14 protein-coding genes are annotated in these 16,728 nt (G+C 39.0%); 9 read left to right on the plus strand and 5 right to left on the minus strand.

The genetic code is table 11. The annotated features are described in order from the left end of the window. Window positions 1–31 precede the first annotated feature (31 nt). Together FDK13_RS23095 and FDK13_RS23100 are read right to left on the minus strand one after the other, a co-directional pair. Entirely contained in the window at window positions 32–2,572 is a 2,541-nt protein-coding gene (locus FDK13_RS23095; RefSeq protein ID WP_137342371.1) for a PspC domain-containing protein, read from the minus strand. 33 nt (window positions 2,573–2,605) lie between these two features. Then, window positions 2,606–2,968, minus strand: a complete 363-nt coding sequence (locus tag FDK13_RS23100) for a PadR family transcriptional regulator (RefSeq protein ID WP_137342372.1) — start codon at window positions 2,966–2,968, stop codon at window positions 2,606–2,608. 237 nt (window positions 2,969–3,205) lie between these two features. Here FDK13_RS23100 and FDK13_RS23105 point away from each other — a divergent pair, with 237 nt between their 5' ends. The 7 genes from FDK13_RS23105 to murA all read left to right on the plus strand — a co-directional run bounded on the left by FDK13_RS23105 (window position 3,206) and on the right by murA (window position 10,679). Then, window positions 3,206–3,712 carry a dihydrofolate reductase gene (locus FDK13_RS23105; RefSeq protein ID WP_137342373.1) on the plus strand — a complete coding sequence of 169 codons (507 nt, stop codon included), beginning with the start codon at window positions 3,206–3,208 and terminating at the stop codon, window positions 3,710–3,712. Between the two features lie 36 nt (window positions 3,713–3,748). Next, window positions 3,749–6,703, plus strand: a complete 2,955-nt coding sequence (porU2, locus tag FDK13_RS23110; RefSeq protein ID WP_137342374.1) for a putative type IX secretion system sortase PorU2 — start codon at window positions 3,749–3,751, stop codon at window positions 6,701–6,703. Between the two features lies 1 nt (window position 6,704). Then, the gene (locus FDK13_RS23115; RefSeq protein WP_137342375.1) at window positions 6,705–7,928 is read left to right on the plus strand and encodes a hypothetical protein; all 1,224 of its coding nucleotides are present in this window, start codon (window positions 6,705–6,707) and stop codon (window positions 7,926–7,928) included. Between the two features lie 25 nt (window positions 7,929–7,953). Continuing rightward, window positions 7,954–8,151: a DUF2683 family protein gene (locus FDK13_RS23120; RefSeq protein ID WP_137342376.1), complete on the plus strand. Its 198-nt coding sequence runs from the start codon at window positions 7,954–7,956 to the stop codon at window positions 8,149–8,151. 70 nt (window positions 8,152–8,221) lie between these two features. Continuing rightward, window positions 8,222–8,410 (plus strand): Txe/YoeB family addiction module toxin, encoded by a 189-nt coding sequence (locus FDK13_RS36200; RefSeq protein WP_374756110.1) that lies wholly within the window; start codon window positions 8,222–8,224, stop codon window positions 8,408–8,410. A 164-nt stretch (window positions 8,411–8,574) separates the two neighbouring features. Continuing rightward, complete coding sequence (locus FDK13_RS23130; RefSeq protein ID WP_137342377.1) at window positions 8,575–9,312, plus strand: DUF4290 domain-containing protein; 738 nt, start codon at window positions 8,575–8,577, stop codon at window positions 9,310–9,312. Window positions 9,313–9,371: 59 nt separating this feature from the next. Then, on the plus strand, window positions 9,372–10,679 hold the full coding sequence (gene murA / locus FDK13_RS23135) for a UDP-N-acetylglucosamine 1-carboxyvinyltransferase (protein ID WP_137342378.1): 1,308 nt from the start codon (window positions 9,372–9,374) through the stop codon (window positions 10,677–10,679). A gap of 82 nt (window positions 10,680–10,761) precedes the next feature. Here murA and FDK13_RS23140 read toward each other — a convergent pair whose 3' ends face one another. Next, complete coding sequence (locus tag FDK13_RS23140) at window positions 10,762–11,616, minus strand: 3-keto-disaccharide hydrolase (protein WP_137342379.1); 855 nt, start codon at window positions 11,614–11,616, stop codon at window positions 10,762–10,764. Window positions 11,617–11,767: 151 nt separating this feature from the next. Here FDK13_RS23140 and FDK13_RS23145 point away from each other — a divergent pair, with 151 nt between their 5' ends. Then, window positions 11,768–12,685 (plus strand): class I SAM-dependent methyltransferase, encoded by a 918-nt coding sequence (locus FDK13_RS23145; protein WP_137342380.1) that lies wholly within the window; start codon window positions 11,768–11,770, stop codon window positions 12,683–12,685. A gap of 36 nt (window positions 12,686–12,721) precedes the next feature. Continuing rightward, complete coding sequence (locus FDK13_RS23150; protein ID WP_137342381.1) at window positions 12,722–14,035, plus strand: cryptochrome/photolyase family protein; 1,314 nt, start codon at window positions 12,722–12,724, stop codon at window positions 14,033–14,035. Between the two features lie 148 nt (window positions 14,036–14,183). On the opposite strand, the gene FDK13_RS23155 is transcribed toward FDK13_RS23150, so the two are convergent. Together FDK13_RS23155 and porV are read right to left on the minus strand one after the other, a co-directional pair. Then, window positions 14,184–15,500 (minus strand): M16 family metallopeptidase, encoded by a 1,317-nt coding sequence (locus FDK13_RS23155; protein WP_310588105.1) that lies wholly within the window; start codon window positions 15,498–15,500, stop codon window positions 14,184–14,186. 41 nt (window positions 15,501–15,541) lie between these two features. Next, window positions 15,542–16,711, minus strand: coding sequence for a type IX secretion system outer membrane channel protein PorV (gene porV, locus FDK13_RS23160; RefSeq protein ID WP_137342382.1), 1,170 nt, complete (start codon window positions 16,709–16,711; stop codon window positions 15,542–15,544). Window positions 16,712–16,728 lie beyond the last annotated feature (17 nt).

Consider the following 16,728-nt stretch of genomic DNA (forward strand, 5'->3'; position numbering starts at 1 on the left):
ATTCAGAAAATAGGTTGCATCAGTATTTTAATTATTCCTGAGATTCTATTTTACTTACACCGCTTACATCCTTTTTCAAATTCGGAATATGTCCTAAATCTGCCTTTGACGCTCCGGTAGCGGATACATCTGCATTCTGGATATTCATTCCTGTGCTTACTAATTTACAAGCTCCCGTCAGATCAAAGTTAGCAGTCGTTGCAGATCCTTTTAATGTGGCCTTTGAAGCGCCGGTAAGCTCAACCGTCAATTCGTTGGTTTCAACATCAATATCTGTTTTGGAAGCTCCGGTCAAGTCCACACTAAGTTTTGAAAGACCTTTGAATCCAGAGATTTTGGCTTTGTTGGCACCTGAAATAGAAACTTCTTCAATTGTTGGCATCGTTATTACGATACCGACTCTCCTACCATCATTTCCAAATAAATTAAAACCGGAGTTTCCTTTAACTTTAAGGACACCGTCTTCTTCATAAATTTTCAGATCATCCACGTCTTTTTCATCCCCGTCCGCCGAAACATTAAATTCTGCTCCTTGTTTGATACTAATCGAATAAGCACCGCCGATACTTATCTTTTTGAAATCTTTTACCGGGAATTGTTTGATATAATTTCCACGATCACCCAGGTTAAAATCATCATCGTCGTCATCGACAGAATAATTTTCGTTATTGTTGTCATGATCATCCTCATCTACCCGGACATATTTTACAGGAATATTTGTACAAACCAGTCCTGAATCGCGGCGGATTGTCCAGCGCAGATTATTCCAGTTTACTTCATCGTCACCCAAATCATATGTATCCAGATGGTGATTGCCGCTATAATAATGTGATATCGAATACCAGATTGATCTTGAAATAATAAAAGGTTTATCGTAAGGAATGTTAAGTGTCAGATCGATCTGCTGATTTCTGAACCGACTGGTTGTACCTAACGTCGGCCCTTCCGGAAACGTAAATACAGAATCTTTAACAGTCACATTATACATCAATTCAGAAGCGATTTTTCCTGCATCCTGTTTTGTGCGCCCTCTTGATGTCATCTTTTTATCAAGTTTAAGACTATCGCTGCCATTGTAACCTGCAAGCCTGATATCTACGTCGATGCTTTCATCTTCGTCATTATCCTGTTCGTCAAGTGTAAGTGTTCCAGCCGGAACCGCATAAAATTCAGATGTCGTGAACTCCCCGCGTTTCGCAAAATTCTGCTGATAAGCTACACCCTGAACGGTTGCAACGATAATTCCTACGATCCAAAGCCCTAATAAAGTAAGCCAAACGGAGCCGCCTACAATTTTCTTATTGGATAAAAGTGTTAATCCCAACAAAAGAAAAGTAATCAGAGGAACTGCTGAAACCAGAAGTCCTGATAAAATCAAACTCGACGGCAATTCCTGAAAAATCCTGAAAGGTACCGGCATTCCGTCAAAGGTCGCCACGTTCGCGAAACCCATCACAACTGCACCACCCACGACAAGACCAAATAATGAAACTGCGGCAAGAAGTACTAAAAATCCACCTGTCAGTATCCTAAGCACGGGCCCGAGACCCTTCAATAACTTCCCCAGGGCCTGGATAATTAAGGCAATGGCACGGAAAGGGAAAAGCAGAATTTTGGTGATCGGGTTTTCTTCACCCTCTTTATCACTTAAATTCAGACTTTGTTTGATGTTCGATTCAATATTGGAAAGGGTAATAGGCTCGCCCTGCATTTCCATTTTTTCCGTCAATGTATTAGCGGCAGGGGCAATAACCCAAAGTACGATATAAATCAAAACACCAGAGCCAAATAAAAATATGGAAAGTACCCATAAGAAACGTACAACGCCTAAATCAACTCCAAAGTAAGAAGCAACACCGGCGGCGACACCACCTACTACTTTGCGATCCGGATTCCGGTAGAATTTCTTGATCTTGGTATCTTCTTCCAAAGTTGTAGAACCCGGAAATGCGATCCACATGGCGATATAAACCAATACGACCATTCCTGATAACGGACCAAATTCATCTTCCATATTCAGGTCAAGCATACCCGAACCGGCTGGTAAACCAATCACAGCGAATAAAAACGCTAACCTAACCCAAAGCGGATCAATGGTAAAATAATGTCCCAAACCGGCTGCAACACCACCAAGTAGTTTTCTACGAAGATCTCTGATCAGTTTTTTAGGATTCGCAGCTGTTCTTGTTTCTGTATTTGAAGCCGAGGCTGTGGATGCGGAAGAATAACTTTCTTCTTTTGGCTTTGAAATTTCTCCCGGAGTAGCTGATTGCAATGGATCTGCGAAAATATCTTCCGCCTGTTCAATGGCTTCAAAATCTGCCACGGTACCCATTGCGGAAATTAATTCGTCAACATCCACAAGTGAAATAACTTGTTTTGCTTCTGTTTTTTGTTTGTTTAAAAAGCGTTCTGCAACCCTTCCTTCAATGTCTGAAAGAATTTCTTTGCTGTCTGCAAACGAAGAAAAATATTTCTGAATAGAACCGAGATAGCTTTTCAGCTTTTCGTATCCGTCCTCCTCGATGTGGAAGATGACACCGCCTATATTGATACTGATTGTCTTTTTCATGATTGAAATAATCGAAGGTCTTTAAATGATCAGTTAGGAATTAGAAGTATCTGCCTTACTCAGTTCTCCGGTACGATAAATTACCGTTTTTACCGAATCCGCAAGTTCGAACCACGTAGCCTGCATAGCATCCAGAAATATCTTTCCTTCATCTGTCAAAACATAGTACTTCCTGGGAGGTCCGGACGAAGATTCCACCCATTTATAATCCAGCCAACCCGAATTTTTCAATCGCGTCAATAGAGGGTAGAGTGTACCTTCCACAACCATCATTTTTGCGGAGGTTAGTTCATCCAACATATCCGAGGCATACACTTCGCCCCGGGATATGATGTGCAGGATACAGAATTCCAAAATTCCTTTCCGCATCTGCACTTGGGCATTTTCGATATTCATACAGTGTCATGTTTTACTAAATGAAATATTATTTCATGGCTAATAGACAGGATTTGCACCTTCTATAAGCACAAAGGTATACACAGGTACTTTGCGATGCAAGGTACTAGGTAAAAATTTTTTTATTGTTTTGATAAGTGGTTAATTTTCAGGTTGACCGGTAAAAAAGACCGCATTTTAGAAGTTGGTGATTTTTAGCTTATATTTTCAAATCGTTTAACGCAACAAGAAATCTACATGACGACCAACTCACACTTATATATCATTGCCGCGATGAGCGAAAACCAGGTAATCGGGCTGGATAACCGTTTGCCCTGGCATTTGCCAGATGAATGGGCGCATTTCAGAAAAGTGACCGATGGAAAGGCTTTTATTCAGGGAAGAAAAAGCTTTGAAGCAGCCGATGCGCTGCATTCTTCGTATAAAAACGTGGTATTAAGCAGAAATCAAAATCTTGAAAAATCAGAGAAGACTGAACGCGCCAGTGATTTAAATGAAGGCATTGCGTTACTTAAAGATGAAAACGAAGTATTTGTCTTAGGAGGCGCTTCTGTTTTTGAACAAGCACTGCCTTTGGCGGAAAAATTGTACCTGACTATTGTACACACAACCGTCGAAGGCGATGCTTATTTCCCAAAACTTGATTGGGATGAATGGGAGTTGATTTCCTCTGAATTTCACCAAAGGGATGAACGCCACAAATACGCATTTTCTATGAATCTTTATGTAAGAAAAGAATCATAAAACGGTGTACGGCCATCCTGATTTTCTTTTGGAAATATGGAAAAGCTGTACTCACATGATTCTTTAAAAATCGTTTTCCTTATTCTTTTTGCTGCAACGCAGGTTTTAGCACAAAAAAATTATGGAAATGAGTGGATTAATACGTCGCAAACATATCTGCGTATTCCTGTCGTGGAAACAGGAATTTACAAAGTCTCTTCATCCGAACTTCGGCAAGCGGGATTTCCAATAGATTCCTTTCCTATTTCTTCTCTGCAACTTTTTCGGAGAGGCCGGGAAGTAGCAATTGAAATAAATAATAATTCAGGAGAAAAATTAAATCAGGAGGGTTATCTTACTTTCTTTGGTGAAAAGAATAACGGCGCTTTGGATTCTTCACTTTATGTGAATCCAGAGGCCATGCCACATAAGTATTACAGTCTGTATTCTGATACGGCTTCTTATTTTCTGACTTCTAATAAAAATAATATCCAGGGAAAAAGAATTGAAATTTCAGATTCCAAAAGTTCGGAAACTGTTGTCAATTATCATTTAAATGAAGTATTGCAAGTTAATACCAGTGACTATCCGGCCGGAAACTTATATCCGATGGGTAGTGACTATGAAACTGGAACTGCGCTAACAACTTATGATTACGGAGAAGGCTGGACTGGAAAAGCGCTGAAAAATGAGCAATGGGAAACCTTTAAATTAACAACTGAAAATGCCGTTGCTGATAAATTTGACCAGACAAAGGTTGAATTATTAATCGTCGGTAGAAATGCCGGAAATCATCAGATTGAAATTTGGGCAGGTGATTCAAAAACGACTGGCGGAAAATTAATTTCGGTTGAATTACAAAATTACAACGCGGGAAAGTTTACTATTTCGCTCAGTCGCCTGGATATTTCTGATGATGGAAAAATTTCAATTTCTATCATTCCAATTAATAATTCAGGCTCCGTTTCCGTATCATATATAAAATGGATTTATCCGCAAAGAATTTCACTTCCTGACAATTCCCCTCAAAGCAGATTTTACTTCAAACCTGAAATTCCGGGAAAATCCGTATTATTAACTAAAGCTGAAAATTGGAAATTTTACGACTCCTCAAATCCAGGTCAGCTTAAACGATTAATTGTTACAAACTCAATTTTGCCAATAAACGGTGCTTCTCAGCTCATTGCTTTTAAAGAGCCAATGAAGATTCTCACAGCAAGAATAGTAAAATTTCACAATATCAATCCTGAAACAGATTATCTGATTATCAGCCATCCATTGGTTAGAAATCCAGTTAAAGAAAGTAAAGACCCTGTTGAAGATTATGCAGAATATCGTGCTTCAAAAGCAGGTGGTAATTTCAAATCCCTGATTTTGAACAGTGAAGAAATTTATGATCAATTTAATTACGGCGAGCCCGGGCCGTTAGGAATTAGAAATGCAATTTCATTTTTACATCATAATGCCGCTTTAAAATTTGTCCTGCTATTAGGAAAATCGATCGATCCGCAAACGGCGCGACATCAACCAAAAGCCAGAGAAAATGATATGATTCCTAATGCTGGCTGGCCGGGATCAGATATTGCGTTAACAATGGGACTGGCCGATTCTTCCAAGTATATTCCTTTGGTTCCGATTGGGAGAGTAAATGCCGCGAACTCTCAAAATGTTTACGATTATTTACAAAAAGTAAAAGCGTTTGAAAGTCAGAATAAAGCTGCTCCGTGGCGTAAAAACATTCTTCATTTGAGCGGTGGACATACCGATGTTGAACGGAAAACATACAGAGAATATATTGAGTCTTTTGAAAAAGTAGTTTCTCCGATTGGTGGTAACGTCGTTACAATTTCCAAACAAACCAACGCGCTGAAAGAAGATTTTCCGATAGATAAAATTCTAAATAAAGGCGTAGCGCTAATCACACTTTACGGTCATTCGAGTCTGAATTCTACGGATATTGAATTAGGATTTGCAAACGATCAAAAAAGAAATTACAAAAACGATTCTTTATTTCCAGCCGTCATTATGAACGGCTGCGCTTTGGGAAATTCATTTTATTCGCCCGCAACGATCAGCAATAACTGGATTCTGACACCAAATAAAGGAGCAATTTTATTTCTGGCACATACGCACAACGGCGTTTCTTCTTCTCTGAAACATTACACAGATTCATTATATGAGGTATTAGCGGATAGCTCTTTTACCAATCAGCCATTTGGAACAATTCAGCAGGAAGCGATTAGAAGAAACATGTTGAAATACCCAACACTTTCAGATGGAATCACAGCACAACAAATGAATTTGCAAGGTGACCCGGCTATCCGTTTATTTCCTGCAACATTGCCCGATTATGCCTGGAAACCAGATTTACTGAAATTCTACAATCCACACGGAAAGATATTAGCGGCAAAAACGGATTCGATCAAAGTTAAAATCGGACTTGTTAATTTTGGAAAATATAGAACCGAAAATTTGAAAATAACTATCAGTCGCGTAAGAGATTCTGTTACGATTGAAACTTATCAACTTATAAAACCATCCCCTGTTTACTTCGACACGATTTCTTTCACGGTACCAAACAAATACGTCAAACCAGGAAAAGAAAAGTGGATTCTTACCATTGATCCAACCAATGAAATAACAGAAGAAAATAAAAGTAATAATCTTTTTTCAACAGAATTAACTCTTCCGGATATCGCCGTTTCCGATACATTGGAAATCATTTCCGCATATGTTTCGCCTAATCCTTCCGGTCAGTATTTCAAATTTAATATTGAATTCAGAGGAACCGAACCTCCGAAAAAATGGAGTATTGCAGTTTTTGATAAAATGGGAAGAACGATTGAAAAGCGCGAGCCCATTCCGCATTTAGGCAAAAACGAATTTATCTGGCAACCGAAAGGAATTTCTGCCGGAGCTTACATTTATCGCATGAATATTGAAGCCAAAAATATTTCGCTTACACCAGAAGCGAAAAAAGGAATGAGCGGAAACTTAATCTGGATGTATTGATATGTTCCGCAAATTGAATCCAAAGTATTATTTACTCATGCTGTGGCTTTTTCATGGTATACTAATTTTATTTCTCGCCTACATCAATCCAAATCATTATACAACTATTGATTCGCAGTATTATCTGGAATCTGCCAGAAATATTTTAGAAGGACGCAGTTATACTATTTTGGAAGGGTCTCAATACAAATGGAACGGAACATTTCCAATCGGGTATCCGGCAGCGATTGCAATTGTTTCTTTTTTCACAAAAACCAATGTGCTTTGGGCTTCCAAAATAGTCAATATTGGTGCAACAGGAACTTGGTTTTTCATTTTAAACTTATGGTTTGGTAAAACTAAATCAGTTTTAATCGGATGTATTCTTTTGCTCGGTCCCTTTCTCAAACTTTGGGCTCACACCTGGTCAGAGCCATTATTTCTGGTAATTTTATTTTGCTGGGTTTATCATATGCATCAATTAACTAATTCATCAGAACTATCAATTTCAAGATTATCTTCTGTACTCGCGCTTGGCTTTTTGTTGATGCTTGTTCGATATGCCGGAATCTTTATTATTCCTTTAAGTCTTGTTTATTGCTTCTATTATTTATGGAAAGGAGAAAATAAAAAAAGTCTGGCCGCAATGTTAATTTCCATTTTCTGGTCGGCCGGCTTCATTTTTTATCTTGTACTTAATTATCAAAATAGCGGAGAATTATTCGGGGACTCCCGTTTTGACGGGAATATCCGGATAACTGAAAATATCGCCTCTTTTACAAAAGGTTTGATTAATGAAATATCACTTTTTGGAAACTTCACATTTCATTCCTTTAATATATTTTCACTTGTCGGAATCTGCTTTCGAATATTCATGATTGTTTTGGTAGTTAGAAAAATGCGTTTAAAATTCACTGCAACCAATTGGGTTAAACTTAATTTCATTGTCGCATTTTTCTATTTGATTTTTCTTTTCGTTCTAAGAATTTTCAGTCACTTTGACGAACCTGGCTACCGGCTTTTATCACCTTTTACCTTTCTTATTCTATGCGGACTCGTTTCTGGAATTTCTGATAAACAAATGACAGTTCGGTTGAAGAATTTGTTGATTGTTTTTATTGTTATTTCCTGGATGGGAGTCATTCCGAAAAATTGCTTGACGGAAAAATTTCATATTTTATTACATAAACGAGAATCTATACTTCTAAACCGGGTAACACTTTTTAAAACCTTCAAAAAAAGTTAACTTTATATAGTAAAACGAAGCAATTATGGAAACATTGATATTTCAATCCGATAATCATGAGAAGTTAGATGCCTTAAAAGCATTTGCGAAATCTCTGGATATTTATTTTGAAACTAAGGAGAAACCTTACGATCCTGAGTTTGTAGCTAAAATTCAAGAAAGTAGACGGCAGTTTGAAAATGGTCAACACAAGGTGATTGACATTGAAGATTTATGGAAATGATAAGAGAGCTTGATTTTTCTGAAAAAGCTCAACAAGATATTTCATACTGGAAAAGACAGGAAACATTAAAATTCAAAAAAAGATTAAGGAACTCTTATTATCAATTCAAGAAACACCTTTTCATGGAATTGGAAAACCAGAAGCCTTAAAATACGAGTTATCTGGCTCGTGGTCTCGAAGAATTGACCATGAGCATCGGATTGTTTATCGTGTGACAGAGAAATTCATTAAAATTGAATCGCTAAAAGATCATTATTGATTACATAATATTAGTCATTAAACATCTTCTTAGATTTTCAAACTGAATTTTATCAATCAAAATCTCCCACTTTTTCATTCCTCCAACCCGACTTCTCACACCCTTTACCTTTACTTTCCATAAAAACTTCTTATTTTTGTGAATTCTAAAAATCTTCGAAGCTCTTGAAAGAATACGGTAGCAACGTACAAAAACTTGCCGACCACATCGTGAAGATGGAGGATAAGGCTAAACGCAATCTCTACGCGCACATATTGATTGAACTCATGCGTCAGATACATCCGAACATGAGGGATAATCAGGATTATACAAACAAACTCTGGGATGACTTATACATCATGTCAGGGTTTCAACTGGATGTGGACAGCCCATACCCACCGCCTTCTCCTGAATCTTTGGGTAAAAAGCCATTGACTGTTGGTTACAATCAACATAATTTAATGTATCGTCACTACGGACGGAACATTGATTTGTTGCTGCAAAAAGCGATTCAGACTGAAAATGAAGAAGATCGCCTTGCTTTCGTTTCCTATGTTTTTCGTTTGATGCGTTCGTTTTTTAATACCTGGAATAAGGACAATCCTGAGGACCACGTGTTGATAGGACAGCTTGAACTTTTGACAAAAGGTCAATTGAAAGAAGAAATTGATTACATCCGTAAAAATGGCCCGGTAGATGCTGCTCCGAAAGACCGTAACAGCAATCAGGACAGAAATCGCGGAAATCATTCCAATGCCTTCAAAGCGCAGCCTAGTCAGGATCGTCAGGTATCGAACAATCCGAACAATAACCGGAACCGCCCTAACAATAACAACAATAATAAATTCGCAGGTAGAAGTAATAATAACAACAACAATCGTAACAACAACAATAATAATAATCGCAAAAAGCCTGGAATTTAATGTCCGGCCTTATTTTCTCAACCGGTTTTTAACTTCCATTCTACTGCCTGCAACTACCTATGGCTTCATTTAAAATAACAGGAGACAGACGCCTGAAGGGTGAAATTATACCTCAGGGCGCCAAAAACGAAGCATTACAAATTATTTGTGCCGTACTTCTTACATCTGAACCGGTTACAATACATAATATTCCTAACATCCGTGATGTCAATCAGCTTATTGATCTTTTAGGAGATCTGGGTGTTAGAAAAACGCGTTTGAGCGATTCTTCTGTTCGTTTTGAAGCGAATGATATCAATCTGGATTATCTTGAATCGGATTCTTTCCGTCAGAAAGCTGCCGCTTTGCGTGGTTCTGTAATGTTGCTTGGCCCGATGCTGGCACGTTTCCGAAAAGGAAGAATCCCTCGTCCGGGTGGTGATAAAATCGGTAGAAGACGTCTGGATACGCACTTTATCGGCTTTGAAAAACTGGGTGCAGAATTCAGTTATGACGGCGAAGACGGAGGTTTCTACCGTGTAGATGCTAAAAATCTGAAAGGTGCTTACATGCTTTTGGATGAAGCTTCGGTAACCGGAACAGCCAACATTCTGATGGCAGCCGTGATGGCAGAAGGCACTACCACACTTTACAACGCAGCTTGCGAACCTTATCTTCAGCAGCTTTGTAAAATGCTGAACCGCATGGGCGCGAAGATTTCCGGTATTTCTTCCAATTTACTTGTTATTGAAGGTGTAAGCGAATTGAAAGGAACGGAACATACCATGCTTCCGGATATGATCGAGATTGGTAGTTTTATCGGATTGGCAGCCATGACACAATCTGAAATTACGATCAAAAATTGTCATATTCCTGAATTGGGCATTATACCTGAAGTTTTCCAGAAACTGGGAATCCAGATGGAATTCCGTGGTGATGATATTTTTATTCCCGCACAGGAAAAATACCGGATGGAAAATTATCTGGATGGTTCCACGCTTTCTGTTGCCGATGCGCCATGGCCAGGTTTTACGCCTGATTTGCTAAGTATCGTTTTGGTAACTGCAACACAGGCGCAGGGAACGGTTCTTATTCACCAGAAAATGTTCGAAAGTCGTTTGTTCTTTGTGGATAAACTGATTGAAATGGGCGCTCAGATCATTCTTTGTGATCCTCACCGCGCGACTGTCATCGGGCACAACCGCGAAACACAATTAAGAGGAATTCGTATGACTTCTCCTGATATTCGTGCGGGTGTTGCACTTCTTATTGCAGCAATGTCAGCGAAAGGTGTGAGTATTATTGACAATATTGAACAAATTGACCGTGGTTATCAAAATATTGATACACGGTTAAATGCAATCGGAGCAGAAATTGTCCGTTTGTAATATTATTCAAGTTCTAACAAAGAAAGGCGCTTCATCGAGGCGCCTTTCTTTGTTAGAAACGATTTCTAAATTTCCTTAAAGATTATTTTTTCTTGTAAGTACAAGCTGAATTATCAGCCTTCACATAATAATCTTTGTAATTCGTCGCTTTCGGATCCATGCACCCTTTCAGGTTCAGGATTTCAACTTTTCTGAATTCCACCGGATGACTTTCGCTTTGCAATGAAATGGAGCCGTGATCCAGTAATTTGCCGTCAATAAATTGTGCAGGGTTATTTCCGCTCACATTTCCTCCACCCATTTGCGGTTTATTATAGGCCAAAACCATTTCGCCGTTTGCAAAATGCTGAATCAATGAATCTCCCAAAACCAGTACTTCTGCACGTACCCACTGATCTCCATTGTAAGTTTTTGAAGTAGAATTAACGCAATGCTGAGTCACCAGTTTCCCGTTCATTTCTACATTAGTTCCCGGCGTACATAAGTTACAGGTAGTACGTTTTTTTTCATCACCGCCAAGTAATTGCACTTCTATGGAAATAGGAAAATCCTGATCTTTTCCCATCGTTGCAGCCGGCTGACCTTGTACCATAATCCCGCTGTTTCTCCATGCCCAGCCTTCTCCTTTTGGCGCCTGTTCGCCTACGAAGCGATATTCAACGGCAATCCGGTAATAGGAGAAATCACTTTTGTAAAAAATGTGCCCGTATTTTTGTTTAAAATCATCATACTTATCATAGCGAACGACCATTTTCCCGTCTTCCACCCGAAAAGTATTTCCAAAATTATCGTTCAAATCATAACCACGGATTTTGATGTCCCAGCCATCCAGGTTTTTTCCGTTAAAAAGCTGTTTCCATTCTTTGTTATCTATCTGCTTTTGAGCAAAAGCCCCGAAGCAAAAGAGAGTAAGTGCAATACTGAATACTAATTTCATGAGTGGTTTATTTAAATAAAAGATGTAACATGCTAATTGTCAGACAAAAAGAAAGATATATGCGCTATACGAATTATCCTGCCCAATATCCTGTTCTATAAAGGCAGATTAAAGCCTACTACTTTGTAAGCTCTGATCCTGTAAATATACTATGAGAACTAAAAATATAAAGCGTAAAGGACATTCGGAAGATTTTTTTGGTGAATACCGTGACTTTTGGTGGAACGAAGGATTCTTAAATTTACTCGCAAAACGATTACAACTGCATACCCATTTCAACCTGCTGGATGTTGGCTGCGGACAATGCCATTGGAGCCGTCTCCTTGTTGATTATCTTGGTTCGCCCGCCAAAGTTTCGGGCGTAGACAATGATAAAAAATGGGCAAAAGGCGAAACCGAACTTCGCAATTATTTCGAATCCAAGGGAATTGATTTTGATTTAAAAAAAGGAGATGCCCACAAACTCCCTTATGAAGACGAAACCTTTGATATTGTTACCTGTCAAACACTGCTCATTCATGTTCAGCATCCTAAAATTGTAATTGACGAAATGAAGCGGGTTTTGAAACCCGGTGGCATAATTCTTTGTGTAGAACCAAATAATCTGGTACAAAGTCTGACACAAAGTTCAGTATCGATGAATGACCCAATTGACGAAGTACTGGATCATGTGAAATATGCGCTGATTTTTGAAAGAGGGAAAAAGAAACTGGGACTTGGCGATAATTCGCTGGGTGATCTGGTCCCTGGATTTTTGGTTCAGGCAGGATTCGATCAGGTTGAAGTCCGGCTTTCGGATAAGGCTATCGCGATGTATCCACCTTATACGACGGACGAACAGATTGCTACCATGAGACAATGGCAAAATGGTAATACATGGAGTAATGAGGAATTTTCGGATTATGATTATTTCAGGGCAATGGGTCAGGAAAATCTTGACTTTTTCGAAAAATATAAAAGAAAATACGCACATCTTGGTGAACGAATGATTCGCAATATTGACGCAAATAAATATCATTCTGCGGGTGGAGCTATGATGTATGTAATTTCAGGAACGAAATCTGTATAAGTTAACTTTGTGAATTTTAAGTTTGTTTTTCGGTTTATGAAAAAAGAGAAAATAGCAATTTTTTGGTACCGCCGCGATTTACGTCTTCATGATAACGCAGGTTTATATCGCGCTTTAAAATCAGGATTGCCAGTATTACCTCTTTTCATATTTGATAAAACAATTCTGGACAAGCTTGAAAATAAGGATGACAAACGGATCACCTTTATTTACGATGCAATCATCGCAATACAAAAGGAACTGAAAAAGCAAGATTCTGACATTCTGGTTCGTTATGGAGCTCCGCTTGAAATTTGGAAGGATCTGATTGAAGAATATGATATTGCAGAAGTTTATACAAATAAGGATTACGAATCTTACGCAAAGGAGCGCGACGGACAGGTAAAAGACTTATTGTCAAAAAACGGAGCAGAATTAAAAAGCTTTAAGGATCAGGTTATTTTTGAAAAACAGGAAGTTTTAACCGGACAAAATACGGTTTATACTGTTTTTACGCCATACAGCAGAGCCTGGAAGGCGAAACTCAACGACTTCTATTTATCATCATATCCGACAGAAAAATACTTTTCCAATTTTTTCAAAACAAAACCTAATCCAACTCCTTCTTACAAGGAAATTGGATTTATTGAAACAGATCATGCTTTTCCAGACGAAAATGTAAAATCTGATTTGATTGAGAAGTATGAAGAAAACCGTAATTATCCAGCGATTCCGGGAACGTCAAGAATGGGCCTTCATCTTCGTTTTGGAACAGTTAGTATCCGTGAGTTGGCTAGAAAAGCTTCTGAACATAGCCAAACTTACCTGAATGAATTAATCTGGCGGGATTTCTATTTTCAAATCCTATGGAATTTCCCACACGTTGGACAAGGAAAAGCCTTTCGTGCGGATTATGACAAAATCAAATGGAGAAATAACGAAAAAGAATTTGAGCTGTGGTGTCAGGGAAAAACAGGATATCCGCTGGTTGATGCAGGAATGCATCAGTTGAACGAAACCGGATTTATGCACAATCGCGTTCGTATGGTGACGGCAAGTTTTCTAACCAAACATCTGTTGATAGACTGGCGTTGGGGCGAAGCTTATTTTGCGGAAAAATTACTGGATTATGATTTGTCGGCCAACAATGGAGGCTGGCAATGGGTAGCAGGGTCAGGGACTGACGCAGCGCCTTATTTCAGGATTTTTAATCCCGAAGCTCAGGCTGCCAAATTTGATCCAAAAGGTGAATATATCAAAAAATGGGTACCGGAACTCAATTCGATGAATTACCCGACACCCATGGTTGACCATAAATTTGCTCGCGAACGCTGTTTGAAAACCTACAAAGAAGCGCTTGATAATGGTTAATTGTAAATGGTTAAGGGTTAATGGATATTTGAAATATTTGGCCGAAGTGATGCTTTTTTGTAAGCTCATATACTTTAATTGTTAACGGTCAAGAACTGGTTTCCAGCCTCATTAACCCTTAACAATTAACACTTAACCATTAAAAAGATTATTTCCCTCCTACTACTACCTCTATCATTTCTTCGGGCAGCAAGTACGTTGATGCCATTAATTGAATGTCTTCCTGCGTAGTTGCGTGAATCTGATCGATGTATTTGCTGAAATAATCAGCTGGTAAACTGTCGAGCAAAAGAATTTTCTGGCGGTCTGCGACTTCAAATGCTGTGTTTAAAGATCCGGCAAATTCTCCGGCCATGAAATTCTTAACCGTTTGTAATTCATCTTCACCAACCAGTTCTGTTTGCAGGCGATAGATTTCCTTTTTTATTTCGTCGATTGTTTGCTGTGTAAATTCCTTTTTCACGTCAGTACCAATCATAAAATAGCCTTCACGGCCAAGTGTAATCATGTGAGAGGAAATTCCGTAAGTTAATCCTTTTTCCTCACGAATGTTCTTCATCAAACGAGACCCGAAATATCCTCCAAGGATTTCATTTGTTACCAGCATTTTGAAATAATCTGGATGTGTCCTGGTAAACAATTTCCGGCCGATACGAATTGTTGACTGTACGCTATCTGATTTTTCAACCAAAATCTCTTTTCCCTGATATTCGGTATAACTATCGTGCTCAATTTCAGAATCATCCGTTTGGTATTCCAGCTGACCAAAATAATCATTGACAAGCTTTACATCCTGATCGCTAACTTGTCCGGCCAAAACCAAAGTCCGTTTTCCGTTTTTGATATGTTTTTCAAAATGTTCCTGGATTTGTGCCAAAGGCAATTCCTGGATATTTTTTTCTTCCTGACTTTGTCCATAAGGATGATCGCCGCCGAATAATTGTCTGCGGAATTCAGTAGTTGCCAAATAAGCGGTTTTCTCCTTGTTGATTTTAAGATTCTGTAAAGTAATGTTTCTCATTTCATCCAGTTCCTTTTCAGGAAAAAGTGGATTTTCGATAAGTTCACGGATTAAAGTCAGTACTTCCGGTAAAAATCTAGACAGGCAATAAACCACAATTCCCGAGCGATCAGAAGAATGTGTCATGTCAATAAAAGCGCCGATATTATCAAAAGCTTCGCTAAGCGCGGAGGAAGTATAAGATTTTGTGCCTTCGGGAAGCATCTTGATAGCAAAAAAGGACGCTCCGACGGATGTTTCGTGCCAGTTTCCTGATTCAAAAATACACTCAAAACGCACGACTGGCTGTTCACCAATGTTGATTACATGAAGAGGAATTCCATTATCAAGTACATGAGATTGTGGCTCAGGCAAGTTTATTGTTTTGATAATTTTAAAATCGGGAGCTTCGGTCCGGTCGAGTATCATAGTCATATATTGATAAAAAAGCGAATGACGTTCCATAACATCATTCGCTTTTCATTAATTAATAGGAAGTAAAGATATTAGTTATTGCTGTCACTAACGTCCAGTTTTTCTGCTTTGTTCAAACTCAAACCAAGTGTGATACGTAAAGTTTGTGCCAACGGGCTGTTTTGAACAACCGGGAACATATAAGCAAAATCAACAGAATAGCGTTCAAGGAATTTGGCACCTACACCGGCTGTGAAAAATTTACGGTCTCCCTTGTTTTTATTTTCAGTAAAATATCCAGCACGTAGCGCGAAAATATCATTGTACCAGTATTCAGCTCCAACGGCAACAGCAACCTCCTGAAGTTCTTCTTTGAATCCGTCCGGTGCATCCGAGAAAGAACCGAAAGCTCCTGAAAGTGCCCCTTTTGTATAATTTGTATTGACCGTTCCTTTTGGTGGTGTTGGCACCATCAGTTTACTTGCGTCAACAATAAAATTAAATTTGTTTCTACCGTCAGCAGAGAAAGAAAGCCCACCACCAAGTTTCAGGTTTGTTGGAATAAAGCTTTCCGTTTCAGTTCCTGAACCGTAATTTACTTTACCTCCCAGGTTAGACAATACCGCTCCCAACGACCATGTCAGCTCACTGCCGGTATCTTCGTTTTTAATTTGTTTGCGATAGTAAGCGCTGATATCACCTGCAACCGTACGGGCCGGTCTAAGCGAAACACCGTTGACAACAGCCGTTCCTGCAAGGTTGGACGAGATATATTTCAGCGTCAAACCCATGGAGAAGTTTTTCCCTAATTGCTGCGAATAAGTACCGCTGATCGCTACTTCTCTTGAATTGAAAGTACCAAGCTGCGTTCCTACCCCGTTACGCAAGTCAAGCTCTCCACCGTTGAAGAAGTTAACCGAACCGGCAATTGCCTGATTTTTTCCTATCTTCTTGTAAGCGGTAAGATATCCCAGCCACATGTCGTCAACCAGGTTGCGTAACCATGGTGTGTAAGATGCTGAAACTCCAAAATCCTTTTGTGCATATGGAAGTTTTGCCGCGTTCCAGTAAGTAGCGTTTGCGTCGGCACTTAGTGCGACACCCGCTTCACCCATACCGGCACTACGAGCGTCAGGTGCAAAAGTTAAGAAAGATAGAGGTGAAGTCGGTATTCTGCGAGTTGTGTCTACGGTAGACTGAGCAAGCAAAATACTCGTTGACAAAATGATTAATGAAGATACACTAACAAAAAATAGTCTCATATTTATTGGATTTGCGA

It is taken from the genome of Dyadobacter frigoris (genome assembly GCF_005280585.1).
Classification (GTDB): Bacteria; Bacteroidota; Bacteroidia; order Cytophagales; family Spirosomataceae; genus Dyadobacter; species Dyadobacter frigoris.